General features: G+C 63.6%; 25 protein-coding genes. 12 read left to right on the plus strand and 13 right to left on the minus strand.

The window, feature by feature from the left end:
• From AC1DD3_RS10110 to AC1DD3_RS10125, 4 genes are all read left to right on the plus strand, one after another.
• Positions 1-1371 (plus strand): FMN-binding glutamate synthase family protein, encoded by a 1371-nt coding sequence (locus AC1DD3_RS10110; protein WP_230117810.1) that lies wholly within the window; start codon positions 1-3, stop codon positions 1369-1371.
• On the plus strand, positions 1371-2516 hold the full coding sequence (locus tag AC1DD3_RS10115; RefSeq protein ID WP_476881557.1) for an FAD-dependent oxidoreductase: 1146 nt from the start codon (positions 1371-1373) through the stop codon (positions 2514-2516). The genes AC1DD3_RS10110 and AC1DD3_RS10115 overlap by 1 nt, the downstream gene beginning before the upstream one ends.
• Positions 2517-2592: 76 nt before the next feature.
• On the plus strand, positions 2593-3849 hold the full coding sequence (locus tag AC1DD3_RS10120; protein WP_476881558.1) for an allantoate amidohydrolase: 1257 nt from the start codon (positions 2593-2595) through the stop codon (positions 3847-3849).
• A 27-nt stretch (positions 3850-3876) separates the two neighbouring features.
• On the plus strand, positions 3877-4497 hold the full coding sequence (locus tag AC1DD3_RS10125; protein WP_230117808.1) for a helix-turn-helix domain-containing protein: 621 nt from the start codon (positions 3877-3879) through the stop codon (positions 4495-4497).
• A gap of 281 nt (positions 4498-4778) precedes the next feature.
• On the opposite strand, the gene AC1DD3_RS10130 is transcribed toward AC1DD3_RS10125, so the two are convergent.
• From AC1DD3_RS10130 to AC1DD3_RS10160, 7 genes are all read right to left on the minus strand, one after another.
• Positions 4779-5846 carry an LLM class flavin-dependent oxidoreductase gene (locus tag AC1DD3_RS10130; protein WP_230117807.1) on the minus strand — a complete coding sequence of 356 codons (1068 nt, stop codon included), beginning with the start codon at positions 5844-5846 and terminating at the stop codon, positions 4779-4781.
• Positions 5846-6103, minus strand: coding sequence for a tautomerase family protein (locus AC1DD3_RS10135; RefSeq protein WP_354962131.1), 258 nt, complete (start codon positions 6101-6103; stop codon positions 5846-5848). Before AC1DD3_RS10135 ends, AC1DD3_RS10130 begins: the two co-directional genes overlap by 1 nt.
• A gap of 5 nt (positions 6104-6108) precedes the next feature.
• Positions 6109-7596, minus strand: coding sequence for an aldehyde dehydrogenase (locus AC1DD3_RS10140; protein WP_230117806.1), 1488 nt, complete (start codon positions 7594-7596; stop codon positions 6109-6111).
• Positions 7586-8338 carry an alpha/beta fold hydrolase gene (locus tag AC1DD3_RS10145; RefSeq protein WP_230117805.1) on the minus strand — a complete coding sequence of 251 codons (753 nt, stop codon included), beginning with the start codon at positions 8336-8338 and terminating at the stop codon, positions 7586-7588. Before AC1DD3_RS10145 ends, AC1DD3_RS10140 begins: the two co-directional genes overlap by 11 nt.
• The gene (locus AC1DD3_RS10150) at positions 8339-8893 is read right to left on the minus strand and encodes an amino acid synthesis family protein (protein ID WP_230117804.1); all 555 of its coding nucleotides are present in this window, start codon (positions 8891-8893) and stop codon (positions 8339-8341) included.
• Positions 8890-9501: an amino acid synthesis family protein gene (locus tag AC1DD3_RS10155; protein WP_230117803.1), complete on the minus strand. Its 612-nt coding sequence runs from the start codon at positions 9499-9501 to the stop codon at positions 8890-8892. Before AC1DD3_RS10155 ends, AC1DD3_RS10150 begins: the two co-directional genes overlap by 4 nt.
• Before the next feature lie 115 nt (positions 9502-9616).
• On the minus strand, positions 9617-10297 hold the full coding sequence (locus AC1DD3_RS10160; RefSeq protein WP_476881559.1) for a GntR family transcriptional regulator: 681 nt from the start codon (positions 10295-10297) through the stop codon (positions 9617-9619).
• 141 nt (positions 10298-10438) lie between these two features.
• On the opposite strand from AC1DD3_RS10160, the gene AC1DD3_RS10165 reads away from it, so the two are divergent.
• The 6 genes from AC1DD3_RS10165 to AC1DD3_RS10190 all read left to right on the plus strand — a co-directional run bounded on the left by AC1DD3_RS10165 (position 10439) and on the right by AC1DD3_RS10190 (position 16087).
• On the plus strand, positions 10439-11377 hold the full coding sequence (locus AC1DD3_RS10165) for a flavin reductase (protein WP_230117801.1): 939 nt from the start codon (positions 10439-10441) through the stop codon (positions 11375-11377).
• 101 nt (positions 11378-11478) lie between these two features.
• Positions 11479-12909, plus strand: coding sequence for a purine-cytosine permease family protein (locus AC1DD3_RS10170; RefSeq protein ID WP_230117800.1), 1431 nt, complete (start codon positions 11479-11481; stop codon positions 12907-12909).
• 121 nt (positions 12910-13030) lie between these two features.
• A complete protein-coding gene (locus AC1DD3_RS10175) occupies positions 13031-13516 on the plus strand; it encodes an NUDIX domain-containing protein (RefSeq protein WP_230117799.1) in 486 nt (161 codons plus the stop codon).
• Positions 13513-13968 (plus strand): riboflavin kinase, encoded by a 456-nt coding sequence (locus AC1DD3_RS10180; RefSeq protein WP_230117798.1) that lies wholly within the window; start codon positions 13513-13515, stop codon positions 13966-13968. Before AC1DD3_RS10175 ends, AC1DD3_RS10180 begins: the two co-directional genes overlap by 4 nt.
• A 32-nt stretch (positions 13969-14000) precedes the next feature.
• A complete protein-coding gene (locus AC1DD3_RS10185) occupies positions 14001-15527 on the plus strand; it encodes an NAD-dependent succinate-semialdehyde dehydrogenase (protein WP_230117797.1) in 1527 nt (508 codons plus the stop codon).
• Positions 15524-16087: a cysteine hydrolase family protein gene (locus AC1DD3_RS10190; RefSeq protein ID WP_476881560.1), complete on the plus strand. Its 564-nt coding sequence runs from the start codon at positions 15524-15526 to the stop codon at positions 16085-16087. Before AC1DD3_RS10185 ends, AC1DD3_RS10190 begins: the two co-directional genes overlap by 4 nt.
• Before the next feature lie 458 nt (positions 16088-16545).
• Here AC1DD3_RS10190 and AC1DD3_RS10195 read toward each other — a convergent pair whose 3' ends face one another.
• Positions 16546-17058 (minus strand): hypothetical protein, encoded by a 513-nt coding sequence (locus tag AC1DD3_RS10195; RefSeq protein WP_476881561.1) that lies wholly within the window; start codon positions 17056-17058, stop codon positions 16546-16548.
• A 746-nt stretch (positions 17059-17804) separates the two neighbouring features.
• Here AC1DD3_RS10195 and AC1DD3_RS10200 point away from each other — a divergent pair.
• Together AC1DD3_RS10200 and AC1DD3_RS10205 are read left to right on the plus strand one after the other, a co-directional pair.
• Positions 17805-18371 (plus strand): recombinase family protein, encoded by a 567-nt coding sequence (locus AC1DD3_RS10200; RefSeq protein WP_230117795.1) that lies wholly within the window; start codon positions 17805-17807, stop codon positions 18369-18371.
• 498 nt (positions 18372-18869) lie between these two features.
• Positions 18870-19445 (plus strand): hypothetical protein, encoded by a 576-nt coding sequence (locus AC1DD3_RS10205; RefSeq protein ID WP_230117794.1) that lies wholly within the window; start codon positions 18870-18872, stop codon positions 19443-19445.
• A gap of 19 nt (positions 19446-19464) precedes the next feature.
• Here the strand turns inward: AC1DD3_RS10205 and AC1DD3_RS10210 are convergent, their stop codons facing one another.
• From AC1DD3_RS10210 to AC1DD3_RS10230, 5 genes are all read right to left on the minus strand, one after another.
• The gene (locus AC1DD3_RS10210; protein ID WP_230117793.1) at positions 19465-19662 is read right to left on the minus strand and encodes a hypothetical protein; all 198 of its coding nucleotides are present in this window, start codon (positions 19660-19662) and stop codon (positions 19465-19467) included.
• A gap of 709 nt (positions 19663-20371) precedes the next feature.
• Positions 20372-21313, minus strand: coding sequence for an aldo/keto reductase (locus AC1DD3_RS10215; RefSeq protein ID WP_476881562.1), 942 nt, complete (start codon positions 21311-21313; stop codon positions 20372-20374).
• Positions 21314-21377: 64 nt separating this feature from the next.
• Positions 21378-22490, minus strand: coding sequence for a Gfo/Idh/MocA family protein (locus tag AC1DD3_RS10220; RefSeq protein ID WP_476875779.1), 1113 nt, complete (start codon positions 22488-22490; stop codon positions 21378-21380).
• Positions 22487-23500 carry an alcohol dehydrogenase catalytic domain-containing protein gene (locus AC1DD3_RS10225; RefSeq protein ID WP_476875778.1) on the minus strand — a complete coding sequence of 338 codons (1014 nt, stop codon included), beginning with the start codon at positions 23498-23500 and terminating at the stop codon, positions 22487-22489. The genes AC1DD3_RS10220 and AC1DD3_RS10225 overlap by 4 nt, the downstream gene beginning before the upstream one ends.
• A 123-nt stretch (positions 23501-23623) precedes the next feature.
• Positions 23624-24718 (minus strand): nitrilase-related carbon-nitrogen hydrolase, encoded by a 1095-nt coding sequence (locus tag AC1DD3_RS10230; protein ID WP_476875777.1) that lies wholly within the window; start codon positions 24716-24718, stop codon positions 23624-23626.
• Positions 24719-24810: the final 92 nt, after the last annotated feature.

Raw genomic sequence — 24810 nt, forward strand, 5'->3', positions numbered from 1 at the left:
ATGACCATCACCTCACTGCCCCAGGATACGGTTCTCCCCGCCCAGGAGCGTCCCCGAAACATTGCTGAGCTGGGCCTGCGCGAGTCCGCTACCTTCGACCGGGCCACCATCGCGGACATCCAGCGCGCTGCCGCGACCGGCGTATATGACATCCGCGGCTGGGGCGCCAAACGGAAGGTCCCGCACTTCGATGACCTGCTGTTCCTGGGCGCCTCGATGTCCCGCTACCCGCTGGAGGGCTACCGCGAAAAGTGCGACACCGACGTCGTCCTCGGTGACCGGCATGCTTCCCGTCCGCTGCACCTGCAGACCCCGGTGACCATCGCTGGGATGAGCTTCGGCGCGCTGTCCGCCAACGCCAAGGAAGCGCTGGGGCGTGGCGCGTCCGAGGTGGGCACCTCCACCACTACGGGCGACGGCGGCATGACGCCTGAGGAGCGCGGCCAGTCCAAGCACCTTGTCTACCAGTACCTGCCCTCCCGCTACGGGATGAATCCGGATGACCTGCGCAAGGCGGACGCCATCGAGATCGTGCTCGGCCAGGGTGCCAAGCCCGGCGGCGGCGGCATGCTGCTGGGACAGAAGATCACCGAGCGCGTCGCCGGCATGCGCACCCTGCCCGTCGGCATCGATCAGCGCTCCGCCAGCCGCCACCCGGACTGGACCGGCCCGGACGACCTGGAAATCAAGATTGGCGAACTGCGTGAGATCACCGACTGGAAGACCCCCATCTACGTCAAGATCGGCGCCGCCCGCCCGTACTACGACACCGCCCTGGCCGTGAAGGCCGGAGCCGACGTCGTCGTCGTCGACGGAATGCAGGGCGGCACCGCCGCGACCCAACAGGTCTTCATCGAGAACGTGGGGATCCCCACTCTGGCTGCGATCCCGCAGGCCGTTCAGGCCCTGCAGGAGCTGGGCCTGCACCGCAAGGTCCAGCTCATCGTCTCCGGCGGCATCCGCACCGGCGCCGACGTCGCCAAAGCCATGGCCCTGGGTGCGGACGCCGTGGCCATCGGTACCGCCGCGCTGATCGCACTGGGCGACAACGATCCCCGCTACGCCGCCGAATACGCCGCCCTCGGCTCTGCCGCAGGCTACTACGACGACTTCCAGGACGGCCGCGACCCCGCCGGCATCACCACCCAGGACCCGGAACTCTCCTCCCGGCTGGACCCTATCGCCGGCGGACGGCGCCTGGCCAACTACGTCCGCGTCCTGACCATGGAGGCCCAGACCATCGCCCGGGCATGCGGAAAATCGCACCTGCACAACCTTGAACCCGAAGACCTCGTGGCCCTGACCATCGAAGCATCCGCCATGGCGCGGGTTCCCCTGGCTGGCACGTCCTGGATCCCCGGAGCCACGTAATGCCGGAATCCGCCGAATATGTTGTGGTCGGCGCCGGACTGGCCGGCGCCGCCACCGCCTGGCAACTCTCCTCCCAAGGCCATGACGTGACCATCCTGGAGCGCTCAGTTCCGGCGGCCCATGACGGCAGCTCCCACGGGTCCGCCCGGATCTTCCGTTATGCCTACCCGGACGAGTTCTACACCCGGGCAGTCATCGAAGCCAAAACCCTTTGGGATGAACTCGGCCGGGCCGGCGCACTGGACCTGATCACCCCTGCCGGGGCCGTGGACTACGGGCCCGAACGGCAGCCGGAACACCTGGCCGGGATCCTGGCAGACACTGGCGTGGAGCATGAACTCCTCAGCGCTGCCGACGCACGATCACGGTGGCCGCAGATTGCCTTCGACACGCCCGTGCTCTGGCACCCGGGAGCAGGGGTGATCGACGCCGAACGTTCCGTGAACGCGATGATCGACCAAGCACTGAAGCACGGCGCCAGGCTGCTGACCGGTTGGAACGTCGCGAGCCTGGAGCGGCGGGGTGCCGGCTACCGCGTCCACTCGGCAGCGGGGGAGGCCATCGACGCCGGAAACGTGATCGTCAGCGCAGGCGGCTGGCTGCCGTCACTGCTGGGACAGCTGGATCTCCCCGCCGGGTTCCTTGCCGGCCTGCCCGAGATCACCGTCCGGCAGGAGCAGGCCTACCACTTCCACTACCGCGATCCCGGCAGCGCTCCGGCATGGCCCACCTTCATCCACAAAAGCGCGGCCATCCAAACCTACGGCCTGCCCGGGGGACGGGATGCCGGCTTCGCCGGGCAGAAAGTCGCTGAGTACAACGGCGGAAAGTTCATCCCGTCGGCCGCCGCCCAAACCGGCCTCGTGGACCCCGACAACCGCCGCCGCGTAGTGGACTACGTGCGAAAATATCTGCCCGGCGTTGACCCCGAGCCGTACGCCGAGACCACGTGCCTGTTCACCAACACCCCGAATGAGGACTTCCTCATCGACAGGGCGGACGGGATCACCATCCTATCCCCGTGCTCGGGGCACGGTGCGAAGTTCGCGCCGCTGATCGGGCGGTGGGCGGCCGGCTTGGCCACCGGCAGCGGCGATGTCCCGGCCCGGTTCCGTCAGGCAACCACCCGCATCAGCACCCGCTGATCGGCCAGTATCAACAACCGGCCAGCACCAGCAGGCCGGGGCACTCCAAAGCACACCTACAGAAACGGAACAGCCCGTGACTTCTTCCGCCACCAAACCGGCGACCGGCACCGTAACGGGCCTTATGCGGGACATCTCCGGCGTCGGGACAGACGCTCGCCGCGGCGGATATTCCCGGCCGGTTTTCTCGAATGCCGAAACCGAGCTGCGGAGCTGGTTCATCGAGCAGGCCGGCCGGCGCGGACTGGACGTCGCCACCGACCACAACGGGATCATCTGGGCGTGGTGGGACACTGCCACCGGTACACGGAAGGATGCCGTCGTTACGGGCAGCCACCTCGACTCCGTTCCCGGCGGCGGTGAATACGACGGCCCACTGGGCGTGGCCTCCGCGCTGGTCGCCGTCGACATTCTCAAGAACAGGGGCTTCCGGCCCCGCAGGCCGCTGGTCATCGCCATCTTTCCGGAAGAGGAGGGCTCCCGATTCGGTGTCGCCTGCCTGGGGTCGCGCCTGCTCACCGGCGCCCTGGATCCGAACAAGGCACGCAATCTCAGGGACGCGGACGGAAACACCTATGCCGACGTGGCCGCGGCCAACGGACAGGACCCCCGGTTCATCGGCGCCGACCACAAAACCCTCCAGCAGCTGGGCCTGTTCGTTGAACTCCACGTAGAACAGGGCAGGGGCCTCATCGACCTGCGCCAGCCGGTGGCCATCGGCTCCTCCATCCTGGGCCACGGCCGGTGGAAGCTGTCAGTGAAGGGCCAGGGCAACCACGCCGGAACGACGCTGATGATGGACCGCAAGGATCCGATGATCGCCGCAGCCAAGATCATGATCGGCATCCGGGATATAGCCAGGAACTACAAGGATGCCCGCGCGACAGTGGGCCGGCTGCAGCCCGTCCCCGGAGGGACCAACGTCATCGCCTCCCGGGTTGAGATGTGGATCGATGTCCGGCACCCCCGGGATGAAGTCACCGCAGCCCTCGTCGAATCCGTCCACCTCAACGCTCAGGTCATCGCCGCCGAGGAAGACTGCACGGTGTCCTTCGGCGTCGAATCCCTCAGCCCCACCGTCCACTTTGACGCCGGCCTGCGTGACCAGCTCCGGACCCTGCTCCCGGCTGCCCCGGTCCTGGCCACCGGGGCCGGCCACGATGCCGGAGTGCTTGCCGGTCACATCCCCACTGCCATGCTGTTCGTCAGGAACCCGACAGGGATCTCGCATTCCCCGGAGGAACTCGTCGACGACGCAGACGCCGAAACTGGGGCCCGGGCCCTGGCCGACGTTCTCGCCGGCCTGCTGGGCGAGGCCCGCATAATCGGATAGAGCCATCGCCCTGCCTATGATGGCTGGGTGACCAACCAGACTGACGGGGAGACGGGCATGTCAGTAGAGGCTGCAGAAGACGGAGTGGCAGGCAAGCTCGAACGTGTCATAGCCGGGCAGCTGCGCCGCTACCGGACCGCCCAGGGGCTGTCGGCGGCCGAACTTGCAGCGCGGACCGGGCTGTCGAAGGCGATGATTTCCAAAATTGAGTCCGCCAGCACCTCGTGTTCGCTCACCACATTGCAGCGGCTCGCTGACGGGCTGAAAATACCGGTCACGGCCCTGTTCCGCGGCGCGGACACCGACCGGGACGCGACGTTCACCAAGAACGGCCAGGGAAGCCTGACCGTACGCAGCGGCACTCAGCACGGGCATGAATACCGTGTGCTCGGTACCCTCAAAGGCCGCACTGACGCCCTCGAGCCAACCCTCGTCACGCTGACTGATGCCTCGGATGTGTTCCCGCTGTTCCAGCATCCCGGAACGGAATTCATCTATATGCTCTCCGGCAGGATGATTTACGGCCACGGGGCCTACGAATACACCATGGAGGCCGGGGACTCCCTGCTTCTCGACGGCGAAGGCCCTCACGGCCCGCTGGAACTCCTGGATCTGCCCATCCGCTTCCTGGCTATTTCGGCAAGATAGAGTCGCCGGAGTACCCTCTTGGAGCATCTCCCGCTCGCATAGTTTTCGGGGCAAGCAGGAGGTCCGCTCTTGCCGGGTCCGAGGCATACGGGCGCTGTCGGCGAGGAGCATATTCCTAGCTCCGGATGATGAAGGGGATGGCGCGGAGGCGCCTCAGCTCGTGGAAATGTGGACTCTTAACTAGCTGCGCACTGCAGGCTGGAGCCGGGTCCAGTCACCTGGAACCGACGCCGGCCTGCAGTGCCGGGGAGCCATCGTCGTGGCTTAGCCATTGGTTGGCATCAGCGTGCCGCGGTAGCCGTCTGCTCCTGGAAGGCCGGTACGACGTGCTTGATGAAGAGTTCGAGCGAGCGTTTCTTCTCCTCATGGGTCAGGCTGTTGTCAGCCCAGATGCTGAACTCGTTTACGCCGAGTGCCTCGTAGTGGCGAAGCCGCTCGATAACCTCCTCAGGCGTTCCGATCATCGCGGTCTGGTGGAGGGACTCGGGCGTGAACTCCGGACGGTCGGCGAACTTCTCTGCCGGGCTGGGCTCGAGGAAACCGTTCTTGGGAGTGGTCTTGTTTCCGAACCAGGCATCAAATGTCCGGTAGAACTTCTGGATACCCTCGGCCGGACGCCGCCATCCCTCGGGCTCGTCAGCGGCGTGGACATGCGTGTGGCGAAGCACCATGAGGTCCGGGCGGGGGACGCCGGGGCTGTTCTCCACAGCGGTGTCGAACTTGCGGGCAAGGTCTTCTACTTCCTCGTCGCCCTTCATAAGCGGTGTCACCATCACGTTGCAGCCGTTGGCGACGGCGAATTCGTGCGAGGAGATGTCGCGGGCGGCGATCCACATGGGCGGGGTCGGCTTCTGCAGAGGCTTGGGGACGCTGGTGGAGGTCGGGAACTGCCAGACCTCGCCGTCGTGGGCGTAGTCACCTTCCCAGAGCGCGCGCACGGCCGGGACGAGCTCGCGCAGGTGCTTGCCGCCATCGACTGCAGACATGCCGCCCATGAGGCGGTCGAACTCGAACTGGTAGGCGCCGCGTGCCAGTCCCACTTCCATTCGGCCGTTGCTGATGACATCCAGGAGCGCGGTCTCGCCGGCGACGCGGAGCGGGTTCCAGAAGGGCGCAATGATCGTTCCGGCGCCGAGTCGGATGCGGGAAGTGCGCGCTGCCAGGTATGCAAGCTGGGGCATGGGGCTGGGAGAGATGGTGTACTCCATCGAGTGGTGTTCACCAATCCAGACGGTGCTGAACCCTCCGGCTTCCGCGATGAGGGTAAGTTCCGTTAAGTTTTCGAAGCATTCACGGTGCGAGACGGTCTCGTCCCAGCGCTCCATGTGGGCGAAGAGGGAAAAGCGCATTAGTTACTCCTTGGATCTGCGGCGATGTTCGCCGGTACTGCCCGGGCGGGTGCCGCTTCCTGGGATGCGGCGTTGCGTTCGGCGATGGTTTGGTTACCGCGGGACCAGTGTTCATGCTCGATTTCGCGGACAATGACGGTGGTGTTTTCCGGTGCCGCGCCCACCGAGCGTTCGGCGGCACGATGCAGCTCGTCGATGAGCGAGCGGAGCTGGTCGGGGGTCCGACCCCGGGCGATCGAGACTTCGATAAGTGGCAAGGTGTTCAGCTCCTCATGATGAAGGGGTCGGCGAGCGGCGATTCGTCGGTGTTGATCCAGACGCTCTTGACCCTGGTGTATTCGCGGATGCTCTCGATGCCGTGTTCGACGCCGACGCCGCTGGTCTTGAAGCCTTCCCGGGGTGATTGGGGCGACATGGCGCGGTAGGTGTTGACCCAGATGGTGCCGGCCTCCAGGCGGCTCGCCATCCGGTGCGCCCTGGAAAGGTTGGTGGTCCAGATTCCGGCGGCCAGCCCGTAGCTGGTGTCGTTCGCCAGAGCCAGGACCTCTTCCTCTGTTTCAAACGACATGATCGCCGCGACGGGGCCGAAAATCTCTTCCCTGACCACACGCATGGAATTGTCCACATCGGTCAGAACCGTGGGTTCGAAGAAGTAGCCATTGAGGCCGGTGTTGGGCCGGCCGCCGCCGGTCAGGACCGTGGCACCTTCGGAGACGCCGAGATCGACATAGCTGGCGACCTTGTCACGCTGGTCCTGGAAGGCCAGCGGCCCGAGTTCGGTGGCGTCCAGGAGCGGGTCGCCGATGACGATGCTCCGGGCGCGGTTGGCGACCCGTTCGAGCAGTTCGTCGTAGACGGACTTGTGCGCGAAGACGCGGCTGCCGGCGATGCACGTCTGGCCGGCCGCGGCGAAGATGCCGGCCACCACTCCCATGGACGCATTGGCTATGTCCGCGTCGGCGAAGACGATGTTGGGGGATTTGCCGCCCAGCTCAAGCGTCGAGCCGATAAAGCGGGACGCGGTTGAGGAAGCGATGCGGGCACCTGTGGCTGTGCTGCCGGTGAACGAGATTTTCGCCAGCCGGCGGTCTTCGACCAGCGCGGCACCGGCTTCCGCGCCGAAGCCGGTGACGACATTGATGACACCGGGCGGGAATCCGGCTTCGTCGGCCAACGCGGCCAGGCGCAGAACGGTGGCGGAGGTGTATTCGGACGGTTTGATCACGATGGTGTTGCCCGTCGCGAGGGCGGGGGCGAGCTTGCTGGTCGTCAGCGTCAGCGGCGAGTTCCATGGCGTGATGGCACCCACGACCCCGAGGGGCTCGCGAAGGGTGTAGTTCAATACCGCTCTGCTGGAGCCAGGGATGGTATCGCCCTGGATCTTGTCAGCCAGGCCGGCGTAATAGTAGTAATACTCGGGCATCGCGGCGAGCTGAGCGCGCATTTCCCTCAGGAGCTTGCCGTTGTCTTCGGATTCCATGCGGGCGAGTTCGTCCGCGTGCTCGCCCACCAAGTCACCCAGGCGGCGGAGAAGATGCCCACGCTTCGTCTGGCTGAGGTCCCTCCATGCGGGATTTTCGAAGGCTGCCGCTGCGGCTGCCACGGCCCGGTCGACGTCGGCGTCGTTACCGCGCGCGGCCTGGTACAGCACATCGAGGGTGGCCGGGTTGGTGCTGTCGAAGTATTCCCCGGATGACGGCGGAACCCAGACGCCGTTGATGAAGTGTTCGTAGCGGCGATCAGTGGACATGTGAATGCTCCTTGAACAAAGCGGTCAGGGTGTTGGCGAGCTCTTGGGGCCGTTCCACTGGCATCATGTGACGAGCCCCGCTGATGACGGAATATGTGCAGCCCGGGATGGCCGCTGCGAGCCGGGCGCTCATCTCCGGCGTCGACCCCGGGTCCAGCTCACCGGTCACGGCGTGGGACGGAACGGTGATCCGGGGGAGTTCGGGTGCGATTTCCGCGTCTGCCGTTGCGAAGACGCGGTAGCAGGCCAGGAAGGACTCGGGGTCATTGCGAAGCAGGACTTCCCTCGTCGCCTCGATGATTTCGGCCGGGACGGGGGACCCTTCCGGGTACCACCGCCGGATTGATGCTTCCACCGTTGCCGGAAAGTCTGATTCCGCTGAGGCCAGCCGCGTCATCACTGCGGCGTGTTCCTCGGCCGTACGGGCGCATACCGATCCGACGGATACCAGGGAGGCAACCAGATCGGGCCGGAACCGGGCCAGATGCTGCGCGACGAGGGCGCCCAGTGAAAACCCCACGACATGGGTGCCCGGTTCGAGGCGCTCCGCGACGTCCGCCGCGAGCTCTGCCAGTGTCACGCCTTCGGGGGCAGCTTTTCCGCGGTGTCCGTGGCCCAGTAGTTCGAGAACCTGAACATCGTATTCCGGTTCGAGGAATTCTCGCAGGGGTCCCCACATCGAACCGTCGAGGCCGACGCCGTGGATCAGGGCTACGCGGACGCGGCTCACGACGGAGGTCACCTACTTCGTTTCTGTGGCGAACGCCGCGAGGCGCTGCTGCGGGCGTCCCTGGGCAGCCGCGGCGAGGGCGATCACGATTTCGTCAGCATGGGGTGCGTCGTTGATCCGGACCTCGATGCTCTGGTGGTGGGAGCGGATGGTCGCATCGGTGATGTGTTTGAGCGGAATGTCGAACACGACGCCGGCAGGTCCGCGCTTTTCCACGGCAGGCAGTAGCGTGGTGGCGTTGGCAGCGTCACGGAAGTGGTTTCCGAAGGCAAGGGTGTGGATGAGGCCTGAACCGTGCTCGATTTCACCGTTGAGGCCCACGATGGCGGCTTTGCCGTAGGCTTCGGCGGGGGCGCCGAGGGCTTCGAGTACGCGGGGTGCGAGCAGGGCGCCGATGTCGGAGGCGTTGGCGTCGATCCCGGCGGAGAGGTCTTCAACGAAGCCCTGCCCGGCCCAGGGGTTCTTGACGATGGCGGCGACGACGGCGACCCGCGCAGTCGGCGCGACCTCCCGGCCACCTTCGATGAGGACGTCTTCGGTCAGGGTGACGATTTTTCGAATGCTCATGAAACTAGTTCTCCTAGGTTTTCTGCTTTAACGATGGGGTCGGTGAGCCGGTCCCCGATACGCGCGTGCGGGCGGGGTCCGGTTGATGCGCCGAGGACGACGACGATCTCTCCGGGCCGGGGTGCGTCGCTGATCCGGGTGGTGATGGTTTGGTAGTGCGTGCGTGTGGCGGCGGCGTTCTTGTGCCAAAGGGGTACGACGAGTGAGGCGCCGGCGTCGGCCCGGTCGTCGGCGAAGCAGATGATCGATTCGCCGTCGAAATATTCCCGAACAAGGTTGCCGAAGAACGGCGTGTGGATGAGGGCGGCGCCGTGTTCAATCTCGCCGTCGGTGCCCACAATCGCTGCCTTGCCGAAGGCTTCGATTGCGTCCACGCCCCCGAGTTCCTTAGTTAGCACGTGGGTGAGTTTGCGTGCCAGCACCGGGGCGAGCCGGATGACTTCCTCGTTCAGGTCATTGGTGGCCTTTCCACCCAACCAGGGGTTGGCTACGACTGCCGCGGCAGTTGCGCGCACTGCCGGGACGGCGGGGGAGAGGCCGTTTTCGAGCAGGATCTCCTCGCTGTAATAGACGATCTTGCGGATGCCCAGGCCCTGGTCGTTCAACATTTGGTCCCGCCTAGGGCGGACTGCTTAGGGGAACCGTAGTCCTCGGCTGCGAGGTCCACGGGGGCGCCGAGGGCCGGGAATGTGGAGAAGCGCATGGCTTCCTTTCGTGGTTGGTTCAGTTCCGGAGCGACTGCACCGGTTCGGTGAGGGCCTCTCGGGACGAGGCATGGACGTGGTTCCTCATGGCGGCTTCTGCGCCGAAGGGGTCTTTGTGTTCGATCATTTCCAGTACTGCGCGGTGTTCCCGGGTGGAGGCTGCGAGCCGGCCCGGGTGTTCAACGGTGCGCAGGACCAGCCGCTGGTATGCGAGCTGGTTCATCAGCCGTCCATAGTGCTCGACAAGCTTGAGGTTGTCCGAGCCCCGGACGATGGTCCAGTGAAACTCGTGTACCAGTCGGGCGTAGGCCTCTGTGTCGTTCGTGAGGACTGCGGCCTCGGAGTCCTCGAGGTTCAAGCGGAGCGCGGACAATTCCGTTGTCCCACCGCGGCGCGCGAGCAGCGACGCTGCGAGTCCTTCGAGGGACTCCTTGATCTGGAACAGCTCGATGATCTCCCTGCGGGTGGGCTCGCGGACGAACGTGCCCACCTTGGGACGTATCTCCACCAGTCCCTCATGCTGAAGCTGCTTGAGGGCTTCCCGGACAGGGGTGCGGCTGACGTCGAACTCCTGGGCAAGGAAAGCCTCCGGAACAACGGCACCCGGCGGGAAGTCACCCCCCAGGACCAGCATCCGGATCTTGTCCAAGAGGTTCTCCCGCTCAGCCGCCTCAACACTCAGCATCGTTTCTTCTTGCATGCATCACAGCTTATGTTGCATGCAAGAAGGGAGTCAAGGGAGAGGTGCGTCCTTTTGCCTAAGTTCACAAATTCCGCGCCATTGCGGGTTTTTGTAGATTTTTGTTGACTCGATCGTGTGATCTGCCTTACCGTCATTGGTATGCAACAGACACTTGAACCGCTGATCACATCAGCCTGGCTCGCTGCTTGGGACAAGGGTGACCTCAATGCCCTCGACGGCCTCGTGGCAGCTGGCTACAAGCGCACCAGTAAGGCGACAGGCGCAACCGTCGACATCACTGGTCTCAAAGAAGAGATCGCCGCAGTACGGGAAGCCTTCCCGGACCTGCGCACGACCATCGATGACATCGTCGAAGGCTCGGAAACAGTCGCCGTCTTCTGGACCTCCACTGGCACCCACACCCAGGAATACCTCGGCGTCCCGGCAACAGGACTTACCGTTCAGACCAGGGGCTCGAACATCCTGATCCTCCAAGACGGGAAGATCACGAAGGAAACGGTCACGTGGGACGGGAGCGAACTGCTCGCTGGTCTTGGGATTCGCCCCTTGCGCGGGATCGCCGCGCCGGAGGTTGGAGACGGCGGCGACTTTCCCGAACTTGACGCAGACCTGATGAAGGCGTTCAACCGCCAATTCATCACGGGCGTCACCGTGGTCACCACCAAGGAAGGCGAAACCCCCAAAGGACTGGCAGCAAACTCCTACTGCTCAGTCTCCATCGAGCCGCCACTAGTGCTCGTCTGCGTCCAGAAGACCTCAAGCACCTACCCTGCGCTCTTCTCCTCGAGCCACCTCGGCATCAACATCCTGGGAACAGGGCAGAAGGACACAGTCCGTGTGTTCGCTTCCAAGGCCCCGGACAAGTTTGCGGAACTCGACTGGCACGAGGGCCCGAACGGAAGCCCGCTCCTGGACGGCTCGGCCGCATCCCTCGAAGCCGAAATTCAGGAACGCTTCCAAGCAAAGACCCACACCGTCTTTATCTGCCGGGTACGGCATGCCGAGATCGACAACACGGCACCCATGGTCTACAAGGCCGGGCATTTCTATGACGGCGCACAGCTCGCCGAACTGTAAGTTCCGGCGCGGCTGACCGCCCTCGGACAGGAAACCAGCCGCGCCGACCCAATCTGCTCGTAAGCAGCGCACCGCAGTGCGCATCCAACTTTAGGACAATCATGAGCCCAGACACCATGCGCGCTGCCGAAAACAGTGTCGCCGAAGACCGCGGGTACCGCGACAGCCTCACCAAAATCGAGCCCTACGGCATCGAACACATCCCTGACGTGGAACGCCACGGCAAGCCCCGATCGCAGTTTTTCCTCTGGTTCGCGGCCGGCATGAACTTCCCCATCGTCGTCCTTGGCTTCAGTGCCGCCTATTTCGGGCTGCCCTTCTGGGCCGCCGTCCTAGCGATCGTCCTCGCCGGCATAACCTCCTCGGCAGGAATGGGATACCTGTCCGCCATGGGCGTCCGGCTCGGCGTCCCACAGCAGATGCAGGGCCGGGGACCTCTCGGATTCATCGGTAACCTGTTCCCGGTGGCATACGTGAATGTCTTCGCCGGCATCGGATGGGCCGCCGTCACCGTCATCCTCGGCGGACAGGCCATCTCACTGCTGACCGGCATTCCGTTCTGGCTCTCGTCCCTTATTCTCATGGGCATCCAGCTCGGAGTGGCCGTCATCGGATACAACCTGATCCACTTCCTCCAGCGCATCCTCTCCTTCGTCCTGGTGATCGGCTTCGCCTTCATCACCATCGTGGCCGCCGCCAACGGACGAGTCATCAACGTCGCCGACACAACCGCCCCCGGCTTCAACGGGATCGGCGGATGGATTGTCTTCTTCGGATGGTTCTTCTCCTTCATCGTCGCCTGGATGCCATTCGCCTCCGACTACTCCCGCTACCTCCCCAACACACCGGGCAACAGGCGCGGTGCCAGCTGGGCGACCATGCTCGGCAACTTCATCACCCTGGTCTGGATGGGAATCCTGGGAACCGTCCTCGGATCCACTACCAGTGCCTCCGACAGCATCGGCGCCCTCAAAGAAGTCCTGGGACCCTGGGCCGCCATCGGACTCGGCGTCGTCGCGTTGTCATCCTTCACCCAAAACTTCCTGAACGTCTACGGCGGCGCCATATCCATCCAGACCATGGGCGTGCCCGTCAAACGCCACACCGCCGTCGTGGTCATCTGCGTCGCCTCATACGTCGTAGCCTTGTTGGGCCAGGAAGGGTTCAACGCAGGTTTCACCGCGTTCCTCAATCTGACGGCGTACTGCATCGCCCCATACGTGGCTGTCCTCGTGTGCGACTACCTCTTCGGAGGTCGCCGCACCGAACGAGGCCTCCGCGAACTCTTCGACAAGAGCAGGAAATTCGAATGGGGCTTCGTGGCCTGGGCTGCAGGCGTCGTCATCTCCTCCCCATTCTGGATGTCCTCGATCTACACCGGCCCCATCGCGGCCGCGTTCCCCCAAATCGGCGACCTCTCCTACTACGTCGGAGCCGCCGTCGCGACCGGCGTCTACTTCGCCACCCACCGGCGCCAGCGCCTCTCGGGACACAAAATGCTCGACCGCAGCATCGCCGGGCAAACCCTCTAAGACCAGGTGGCTCCCCGACCGACAGGCGGGGAGCCACCTGTCCCATCCACAACAGCCATGGACGCCACCGCCACACGGTAGAACCGCATCCGCCCAACAACCGAGCCGGACAAGGATCGACATGAGTATCGCACCGCTCCTACGGGTAGGCGGAGTGGCACATGCACTCGCAGAATGCCAGCCCCGCACCGTGGTGGCCGTGATCATTCAGTGGCGAGGACGGATCGCCCTGTTCAAACGAAGCCAGTCCGTCGGACATGACCGCGGACTCTGGCATTGCATCACCGGATATCTCGAACCTGGCACCACGCCTGAAGGGCAAGCCCTCACAGAACTTCGCGAGGAAACAGGGCTTACCGAGAACGACCTGACTGATTTCCGGCAGGGGACGCCGCTTCTGTTGCCAGACAAGCAGGGCAACCCGTGGTTGGTGCACACCTTCACAGCCGTCACCCGGCGCCGCAGGCTGACCATCAATGACGAACACGACACTTTCCGCTGGACGGCGCCTTCGAAGATAAGGCGATTCAGCAACCGTGTGACGTGGCTGGATCAGGTCCTCGAGGCCGCCCCGGTACCACCGGACCAGCACGGAACAGGATCATGACAGTCATTCAAGGCATCGTTGAACACGGGGACGAACGAGGCAGGACACTCGGATTCCCCACCGCCAACATCCAGCTCTTCGATAACCAGGCCGAGGACGGGGTATGGGCTGCGGTGATCCGGACCGACTCCGGAAAGCCCTGGCTCGCGGCAGTTTCCATCGGACGACGGCAGACGTTTTATGCCCAGACCGGGAACAAATTGCTCGAAGCCCACCTCCTTGACTTCAACGACGACCTCTACGGGCGGCAGCTGACCGTCACCCTGACTGCCAAGCTGCGGGATCAACAAACCTTCTCGACCATCAACGCCCTCACCGAGCAACTGCACCACGACGTCACAGCAACCCGGAACTGGGCACAACAGCACTATCGTTGGCTCGTTTCGCCAGGATCGCACGAGAACGGCGCCGCGATTTGGCCGCTGCCCCGGACGTTGGCTGCTGCACAATGACCAACTCACAAGGACTTTGGAAGGAGCCCTAAGTGGCTGAAGGAAACACCACGACCACCGAGACCGTAATCACCGGGCCTGAAGCGAGGCTCCTCGCCTCCGTGCCCACCGGCCTCCTCATTAATGGACAGTGGCGGGACGCGTCCGACGGCGGCACGTTCGACGTGCACGACCCCTCCACCGGCGAGGCCATAGCCACCCTCGCCTCGGCCACCAGCCAGGACGCCGTCGCGGCGCTCGACGCGGCCGACGCCGCCCAGGCCTCCTGGGCGCACACCGCACCACGGGAACGGGCCGAGATCCTGCGCCGCGCCTTCGACCTGGTCACCGATCGCGCCGAGGACTTCGCGCTGCTGATGACCCTGGAAATGGGCAAGCCCCTGGCCGAAGCCCGCGGCGAGGTCATCTACGGCGCCGAGTTCCTTCGCTGGTTCTCCGAAGAGACGGTCCGCGACTACGGCCGCTACCTCACTACCCCCGAGGGCAAAAACAAGATCCTCGTCCAGCACAAACCGGTAGGACCCTGCCTGCTCATCACCCCCTGGAACTTCCCGCTCGCCATGGCCACCCGCAAGGTCGCCCCCGCGATCGCCGCAGGCTGCACCATGGTCCTCAAGCCCGCCAAACTCACGCCGCTGACCTCCCAGCTGTTCGCCCGGACCATGCTCGACGCCGGCCTGCCCCCCGGCGTGCTGAACGTGGTGTCCTCCTCCAGTGCCGCCGGGATCTCCGGTCCGCTGCTCGCGGACCCGCGCCTACGCAAGGTCTCCTTCACCGGCTCCACCCCGGTAGGCAAACGACTCATCGCCGACGCCGCACAGAACGTGCTCCGCACCTCCATGGAACTGGGCGGCAACGCCCCGTTCATCGTGTTCGAAGACGCCGACCTGGACAAAGCCGTCGAAGGCGCCATGGCCGCCAAAATGCGCAACATGGGCGAGGCCTGCACCGCCGCCAACCGCTTCCTCGTCCAGGAATCCGTGGCACAGGAATTCACCGCCAAGTTCGCCGCAGCCATGGGCGCCCTGACCACCGGCCGCGGCACCGAACCGGACACCCAAGTCGGCCCGCTCATCGACGCCAGGGCCCGCGACGACGTCCACGCACTCGTGAGGGCCGCCGTCGCCGCCGGCGCCACCGCCGTCACCGGCGGCACACCCGTGGACAGTCCCGGCTACTTCTACCCGCCCACCGTCCTGGCTAATGTCCCGAACGACGCCGAGATCCTCCGCCAGGAAATCTTCGGCCCCGTCGCCCCGGTGACCACCTTCGCCACCGAAGAGGACGCCATCCGGCTCGCCAACGCCAGCGAATACGGGCTTGCCTCCTACCTCTACAGCCGCGACTTCAACCGGCTTCTACGCGTGGCCGAACAGATCGAGTTCGGCATGGTCGGCTTCAACGCCGGCGTCATCTCCAACGCCGCAGCACCCTTCGGCGGCGTCAAACAATCAGGGCTCGGCCGCGAAGGCGGCACGGAGGGCATCGCCGAATACACCACCACCCAATACATCGGCATTGCCGACCCCTACACCGGCCGGGAAGGCCAGAAATCATGACGGGCAGCCCGAACGTGGTCCCGCCGGGCGGGCAAAAGCGTCATCTGGTCGTGATTGACATGCAACGTGCCTTCCGCCAAGAAGGGGAGTGGCACATCCCTCGCTACGACGAAGCGGCCCGAACCATCGCACGTCTGGCGGCATCCGGACTGGAACCCATCAGCACACGCTTTATCCCCGACCCTGCGGAGAATGGCGCGTGGTCGTCGTACTACGACCGCTGGCAAAGCATGCGCCTGGATCCCGCCGATCCCATCTGGCACACCGAGCTTCCAGACATTGAGACCCGAGGCTCCATCGACCTTCCAACGTTCTCCAAATGGGGGCAAGAGCTGGCCGAACTGATTCCGGTCGGGGAAGAGATCATCCTCACCGGTGTGGCAACTGACTGCTGCATCCTTGCCACCGCCCTGGGTGCCGCGGACGCAGGTCGATATGTGACGGTGGTCGAGGACGGGTGTGCTGGTCAGAGCGACGCTGCGCATGTCCAGGCGCTCAACCTTCTAGAACTACTGTCCCCAATGATCAACGTCGTCAAAAGCGATGTCCTCCTTACCTGACTGTTGCAATGCGAATCGGGGCAATGTGCAGAGGCCGGGGAGAATCGCCAGCTCATTACAAGGGTGCCAATATCAAGTGGTGCTCGGACGGCACTGGCCGGAGCCACAGCGAAGGTACGCATCCGGCACCCCGCGGACCGAACCGGTCATTTACTAATGAAACCGTCCGGACCCACGCACCGTTCAGACAGTCCCGTTGGGAGAAAACGCCACCAAATGCGGGCAGGAAACAGCCTCTCTTGAAGCCGCTCCCCCACGTATTTTGGAGCGCCGATAAGCGTCGTTACGTAAGGCTAGGGGCTAAAAGGGCTCCCCTAACGAAAAGCGCTTTGCGTGCGGACTATTGCGGCACGGTTAAGCAAGCTTTGTATATCCGAATTTGTCGTTTTCATCTTCGTGCCGAAATTCCCGCTTCAACTTGCTTAACGAAACCCATTGTCGCCAAGAACTGCATGGCCTCAGTGTAAGTTGCACCTATCCGCATCTCTCTCCGCCCGGAGTCTTCGGGCCCGGCGGGGTCCATTAGTGAATGTGTAGTCCACATAACGGAAGTAGGCTGGCCTCGTTACTCGTAGGAGCCCTTTGTCAAAGTACGCCTGCTGTACCAGTCCGCTGTCATACCTCAAGGTGAGCTTGGTATCTCCGGCTGATATGTCCCTTACATCCAAGCCGGCTGCCCCTGGGTTTGGGGAAAGCGGCACGACTGCTTCGTAGCCAAACGCAGAGGTCCCGAATTGGGTTATCACGAGCGCGAAACCGGCGAGGCCAACGCTACCCCCGATAGCCACCCTTGTGACAGATCCTGGATCCATGCGATGGACCTTGACGGCGAGCAGAACCCCCATAGCTGCCAGTGATATCCAGAAGGAAAACATCAGCGGAGGCATGCCGACCACAGCGGGGATTTCCAGAGTAATGCAAAGAACCCAAGGAACGACAAGCGTGTTCACTATCCCTATAAGCACGGCCATAGTGGTCCACCACGCATTTGGACCCTTGCTCGCTTGAATAACTAGCGCCACTACGGCTGCCGTAGCCAATGTCACTAACCAAAATCCCAGGTCCGCTCCCGCCGTGTTCTCTGACTGAAAGCGGGAGCTCGGTGTTACCACCATAAAGGTCAAAATGGAAGCACCAAAAGCAAGCAGGGGGATGTGAAGGCCGCCTCCGAGGCGGCCTCGATGGGCCCCCCGCCCCAAAGGTGTTTGGCGAACGGTCTGGGAAAGTAGACGCCGCCGGTTGTGCCAGCCCGGGGCCCTCCTTCCCTTTCGAGATGAAGGGGAAGGAAAGGAGGAAAAAACTGCTTCTCATATGTCCATCCTCAGAGCCGGGCGCCAATCCAGTCGTACAAGCTTAGGACCTCTCTGGTCTTCCGGGAGAACTAATTGCCCATCCCGATCGTGCCGAACCCTGGAAGAGCGGGAAGCCTCAGAAATCGTCTGAATGCGGGCTGTCAGGACCGGCATGTCTCCAGGATCTACCTGATCAACGCGGGCACTGGCATCGAACCCTAGGGGTTTGCCGCCTGAGACGAAAATGATGGACCATAATTCCCTGGATATGCCTCTGTACCTACAGCTGCCACGCGATCTGGCGCAGGCAGGTCTTTGGGGCATTCTTAGCTGCACCCAAAACTGTTGATGTCCACACCTGGTCTTGACTTTCTTCTGGAAGGAGCCTAGAACTCAACCTGACAGGACGATGGTTGGAGGTGCCGATGGCTGGCCAGCGGATCGGGTACGTGCGCGTAAGCACGCTGGACCAGAACGAGAAACGCCAGCTTGACGGCCACGTTCTGGACCGGGTCTTCACGGACAAGGCCTCCGGCAGGGATACCGCGAGGCCAGAGCTTACGGAGTTGCTGCGGTTCGCCCGTGACGGGGACACCGTGGTGGTGCACAGCATGGACCGGCTCGCTCGTAACCTCGATGACCTGCGTGCCCTTGTCCAAGGCCTAACCCGAAAAGGAGTTCGAGTGGAGTTCATCAAAGAGAGCCTGGTCTTCACCGGCGAGGACTCCCCTATGGCCAATCTCATGCTCTCCGTCATGGGCGCCTTCGCCGAATTCGAACGCTCCCTCATCAGGGAACGCCAGCGGGAAGGCATCGCCCTTGCCAAGCAACGTGGCGCATACAAAGGACGGAAAAAGACCCTCACGCCAGAACGGGCCGCCGAACTCGTTCAGCGCGCCGTCACCGGTGTTCCAAAAGCCCTCCTTGCCCGTGACTACGGGATCAGCCGGGAGACCGTCTACCAGTACCTCCGGCTCGCAAAGCTGGAATGAGTTTCGCCGCCGGGCCGGCATTGCGTATATCCGGAGTCGCCGTAGCCTGACGGAATATCCGTTATCGACGTTCTAAAATGGTCGGGGAGGGACCTGCATATGGATCCGCTTCACCTGCTGATGAGAGTCCTGTCGGCCACGACCCGGCGGCATGTGGTTGACGCCGATGCTATAGATGGTCTCCTTCTCGCCGTCAGGCGGTTTTACTGATTGTTGTGGCTGACCTCGGTGATGGCGACCTGGCGACGGTAACCGCAACGCCGTTCTCGAGGGAGTCCACTTCGAATACTTCAGTTTGACTCTAGTGCGCTCGGTGCAGGAAGCCACGCTTGAAGCCTTTCGGTATCAGAAGTATCTGCCGGCTGTACATATGCGCAGGGCTTAGCTCCGGCGGCGCTTCCCTTCCAGCCCACGAGGCCCTTGAAACCCAACAGCTTGGGTGCCACACTGCACTATTACGAGGGGTCTGGGGGGTCCTGCGCGACGAGAGGACCTCTGATGAGAAAACAACCAGGAGCAAGGTTCACTGTGCTCACGGCCGTGGCGGTCGTCGCCTTGGGCCTGACAGCCTGCACCGGAGGAGAACGGGAAGCTGCCGTTCAGCTCGCGAAAAGCGCAACGTCCAAGGTTTCCAGCGCAGTGGGCCACGACGCCGGAGAAATCAAAGTCGCCGCCTCTGATGCGTCCAAACTTGCCAGCCGGTATCACACCTCTGCTGAGGAGGTCACCGCCGTGGCAGGGCAAGCCGACAACTACAGCGGCTGGTCGATCCCTCAAGCGAGTGCAGACCGGATGGCGGAAATAGCCAAGGCCGCAAAGAAGAACAAGGCCGTCTCCGCGGGGGTCGACATCGCCTGCGCCTGGGCAGCAGGAGAGATTAAGAACTCGGAGCAGTTCCAGAGCTCCCTGGTCGATGCCACGGTCGGAATGGCCTACAACGACGCGTATGCGTTCCGACAGGCCACCGAACAGCTCGCGGATAGACTGACGAAAATGCAGGCCGAGGGCACAACCAAAGACAAAGCTGCCGCAGCCCTGTTCTGCTACGGCTACTCGGTTGTTCAAGTGGAGTAACCCGGCGAGAGCCTCTCGACTATTTGGCCTGATTGGGGTCCCATTCGTCCGGCGGGTCGCGCTTCTCCAAGGTCTGGATGAGCGGGTCATACCCCTCGTCCGGTGCGCTGTGGTTGGTGGCATTCGTATCAGTCGGGCGGTCCTTTGCAGGAACATACGCGCCCTGGTGCCGGCCCAGTGTGCTTGGGGCGGCTGGTCCGGCGAAACGAGCTGGCATTAGCTTTACGGAATCACGGCTATCGGCGGTGGGTTGTAGCACCTCCGCGCCGCGAGCGGAGAGCCTCGTCCCTGCGCCGTGGCTTCGGACTCGTTTCGCCGCCAATGACGGCATCCCATTGATCTAACCGTCAGCATCGGGCACTAATAGACCGCCGCGAGCTCCGGACCATGCAGGCCCGTGGTTCTTTCACGGGGCCGAAAAACCTGGCTGAGCTCGTCGCGGCGCGCCCCTTCGCATGTCCCGCCAGGGCGGCGCCGCCGATCCCGACGGGCTGGCCAGAAAGCTGGCACTTCTCCTGGAAGGGGCGCAGGCGCTCGGCATGCCCCCTTTGCATACCGGCTACCCGCGCCTGGCACACGCTGCCGCCCGCCAACTCATCCAAGAAGCCCTTCCCTTGGCTCCCAACAAAGCTCCTGCACCCACGAAACTCAGATGACGTTCGGCACGCTGGCCAGGATGTAATCGGTCGCGGCAGGACCGGTCATGGCCAGGGCATTGCTCGTGGGACTGATGCCATGCACGTCCTTCAGCGCCTTAAATTCCACCAAGGGAGGGGCCCTTGGGGAGTGGGTGATCAGGCACCAGATGGTGTACAGGCCGTACAGTGCATCGGGCCCGAGTCCTGGTCCTGCCTCCCGGTCGGCAGCGATGGCTTCGGCAAGAAACCGGTCAAAGTGGGCGGAAACGTCGAACTCACGACCTGTGGCTAGCCCAGTTCTCCCGTACCGGCAGCGGCCAGGGGAAGGAGCTGGGACCAGAGTTCAGCCGGAATGTCCCATTCGGCCAGACGTGCTGTTTGGTCGACGCGGCCGGGTTCGGACATGCCGACGATGGTGGATGCTACACGGAGATCGCGGGTGGAGAACTGAAGGGCGGCGGCGGCCAGAGGCACCGAGTACGTCTCACAAAGCTTCTGCATCTTTCGCACCCGCTCGATGATGGCCTGGCTGGCCGGTCCGTAGCAGTAGTTGGGAACGGTGTCGGGGCCTTTGACGAGCATTCCGCCACCAAACGGTGCGGCGTTGACGAACGCGACGCCCCGGGAGGCTGCGTCCTGAATGAGCGGTTCGGCTGTTTGGTCCACAAGGGTGTATCTGTTGTGGCTGATGACGACGTCGAAGGCGTCGGTTGCCAGATACTTCAGCTCAAGGTCGATGGGGCCGCCGGCGACGCCGAGGTGTTCGATCACGCCCTGGTCCCTCAGTTCAATGAGGGCCTCGAGGGGACCCCCGGCCGCGGTGCCTTCTTCGAAGGTGATCTTTTCGGGATCGTGGAAGTAGACGAGCTGAAGACGGTCCAGGCCGAGCCGTTGAAGGCTTTCCTCCACGGACCGGCGGACACGGTCTCCCGAGAAGTCCCTGGTCCCGACGATCGGGTCTACCTTGGTGGCCACGACGAAGCCCTCCGGCAGGCCGCCCGCTTCCGCGAGTGCCTGGCCGATCCGGCGTTCGCTGTCGCCCCCGTGGCCGTATTCGTTGGACGTGTCGACGAAATTGAATGGACCTTCCATGACTTTGCGGATGGTCGCCACGGCGGTATCAGTGCTGACTTCGTAACCGTACTGAGTGGGATGGCTGCCCAGGGCGCTCGTTCCCACGCAAACGGGCGAGACTGACAGCCCGGTACGGCCAAGAGCTCGGTTTTCCATGCTTTTTCCTTTGCTTATCTGTTGTGTACGACCATGGGTTGTATCAAAAGTCGTAGTTTTACGGTCAGGACAGAGTCTCCGCGCAGTGCTGCGCGTTTGACCAAGGTTGAAGCCTGGAGTTGGTGCTCCCTTCCGATCCAGCAGCTTCATGTATCAGAAGGGAGAGATAGTGGTCCTGGCAGCCGTCAGCAAGGGAGTATCCCTCGGAACGATTTTCTGGAAGTGTGTTCAGCAGGCATACGGCAATGGCGATCTCCTCGTCCGAGAGCCGCGCGCCCGGGAACGGGTTGCGGTAGATGACCCGGCCCCCGACGCTCAGGGTGTCCAGGTCGGCCCCCTCCAGGTTGCCGTCGATGCCGAGTTGACGGCGCACGATCGGGGCGCTGACAGGTGCGCCGTCGTCCGCTAGCCACGTGAGCTGGTCGCTCACCAGTTCGGCGTGGCTGCCGCGAACCTGGATCTGCCGCCTACGCAGTGGATTGAACCACTGGGTATCGGTGAAATCGTAGAAGCCCGTCTTGCTGCCAAAACGGAGAATGGCGAGCGTCTGGTGTTCGGTCCCAAGATTCTGGTTTTCGGGCCATCCGGTTCGGTCCGGCCCGGCCATGATGGGAACATCCTGGGCGCTTGCGAGGACACGTACGGGATCGCTGCCCGTGTCCATGAGCGCCCGGAGGATGGCAATGGCATGATAATCATGGGTCCAGGAGACGGACGCAGAACTAACCTCGCCGAACGCACCGTCTTCGATCAGGCATCGGACACCGGCAATTGTAGGCAGGTACGGGTGCTGTTCAGCTACCTGAACGAGTCCTGTGTGGCCGACGTCGTTCCACAACTCAGTCATCGAGAAAACGTCAATCGCGGGCGGGGTCTCGGTCAGGACGGGGATGCCCAGCGCGACCAAGGTCCGCAGTACGTCCAGGTTAGCTTCCCGCGGAACACAGGTCACTGCTACGTCCGGCCGCAAAAGCTGGACAGCCTCATCGATGGTGCGGAAAGTCGGCAACTGCCACTGCAGCTCGATCTCCGCTCCGCCCTCGGCGGTCCGCGTGACCGCGCCCACGCAGGTGAAAAGTTCCGGCAGTTGCCGGGCGATGCGGAAGTAGAAGTCGGCGCGCCAGCCGCGTCCGACGATGAGAAACCGGTGCGGTTGCACTTTGGCGTTGGTGTTCATGCGCCCGGAATCAGAACGGCCCGAGCCAGAAGGTCACCGGACTTCAACCGCGACAGCGCGAGGTTGGCTTCGCTTAGAGGAAAGTCCTCGTGCACGGAGCGTAGTTTTCCGTCGGAGGCCAGCCCCAGCACCTCGGACATCTCCCAGCGGCTGCCCAGCACGGAGCCGACCACTGTCTTTTCGTCCCCAATGTCCAGGGGCCCTACCGACTGGGCCACCCCGAGAACCACGCGTCCGCCTGGCCTGACCACGCGGATGGCATCGGCAACGGCATGATCCGATGGCGCGAAGACAATGGCAGCGTCCAGCGAGGCGTCCGGCAGCACCGGGCCGCCTTCATGCCCGGCCGGGACATACGACGCTGTCGCACCCAGCTCTTCAGCCAAGTCACGGTGGGCTCCACTCCTGGAGACGGCGTAAACGTCGGCCCCGGTGAGGGCGGCCATTTGTAGGACCATGTGACCGACGCCGCCGACGCCGAAGATGCCCACTTTCTGGCCCGGGGACAATTGCGCTTTTTTGACTGAACCGTGTGCGGTTATGCCAGGGCACAGCAACGGGGCCGCTTCGGCGTCGGAGAGCCCGTCAGGTATTTTGTAGGCGTAGGCCGCGTTGGCCAGCATGACTTCGGCATAGCCGCCGTGGCGCGTTTCACCGGTGATCTGGCGTGCACGGCAGCGCTGCTCGTTCCCTGTCAGGCAATGTCCGCAGAGACCGCACGTGGACCAAATAGGCTGGACGCCGATCCGGTCACCTACGGTCAGGTTGGTGACGCCGGCGCCGAGCTCCTTGACCCTGCCGACCACCTCGTGGCCCGGGATGATGGGCAAGCTGGTCGGGGTTCCTGGTAGCCAGTCCCCTTCGATCATGTGGAGATTGGAACGGCATACTCCGCAAGCCAATACCTCGACCGATACTTCGCCGGGGCCAGGTGTCGGTTCGGGGACTTCGACGTAGTCCAGCGGGTTGCTTTCGATGGGGCCGGGGGTGCGGAGGATGGTGGCGTACATGCGGCTCGCTTTCAGGTGCTCCGGATGATTTCGGAGGACGACGATGGTAAAGGGTGTGCGGGCGCCCGGGCCCGGTGACCGGGGCGCCCGCATTATCCGTCAGTGGACCAGACGGACGCTCTCCTAGAGGGAGCTGCCCGACGGCGGGACCAGCAGGCCGCGTTCGATGAGCTTGTCGATGTTGCCTGCGCGGCGCTTCTCCTCGCGGGCCAGCCAGCCTTCAGTGGGGGGTGCCGTCAGGTACTGGTTCTTTTCGTAGATCGGCTGCTCGTAGATGCCGGCGTACATTTCGGTGCGCAGGTCCTTGAACCAGTTGGTGACGCCGTTGGCGCTGCGTGAGCGGCGCAGGGCCTCGAGGTCGATGACGGAGCTCACGAACGAGTCGCCGCCGCTGACGCCAGCCTGCTTCACCAGCACGTTACCCTTGTGGTCCACGATCATTGACTGGCCGCCGAACAGATCGAACAGGCTGCCGTCGTCGTTGCGCTGCGGGCCGAGGTTCGGAGCGACGACGACGACCTGGTTGAACATGGCATGGGCGCGGTTCTGCAGGTCCCACATTCCGGCGCCCACCTGCGGTTCGATCAGCGTGCCACGAATGATGATCTCGGCACCGTTCATCGCCAGGCCACGAGAGGTCTCCGGGTAGGCGCCTTCGTGGCAGATGATGTAGCCGATATTGCCGATCTCGGTCCTGGCCACCGGGAAGAACGCGTCCAGCACGCTGCCGTTGCCGCGCTTTTCTACGAACTCGTCCCAGATGTCGTGCGGGTTCGTGGTGCCCAGCGCGCCCCCTTCGTAGGCGTCGGATGTGGACTTGTAGCGCTTGTAAATGACTTCACCGTTGGGATCGATGATGAACGCCACGTTGAACAGGTGGCCCGGGAAGTCCTCGTCCTTGACCAGATACAGCTCACCGGCGATGTAGGTGTTAAGCTGGCGGGCTTTCTGGCCCAGGATGTCGGTTTCGGGTCCGGGGATCGTCATGGCGAACGCTTCGTGGGCCTCCTTGTTGCCGGCCTTGAAGTCCGGCAGCATGCCCTGGATCGCCATCTCGGGCAGGACTACCAGCTTCACGGGTGCGCCGTCGGTGCCGGCGACCATGACGGCCGGGTCCATGAAATCGCAGATGCGCTTCGTGTTTTCGATCGCGTCTTCGCGCTTCTTGATCGTGTGGACGACGTTGGACAGGGCCACGATGGAATACGGGTCAACCATTGGTTTCTTCTCTTTCTTTTTCTTCACTGCAGTCGACCTGGATTCAGGCCGACTGTTCGGTTTACAGATGGTCTTGCTGGTCTGGAGAAGCA

It is taken from the genome of Arthrobacter sp. 05T444, from assembly GCF_056395905.1.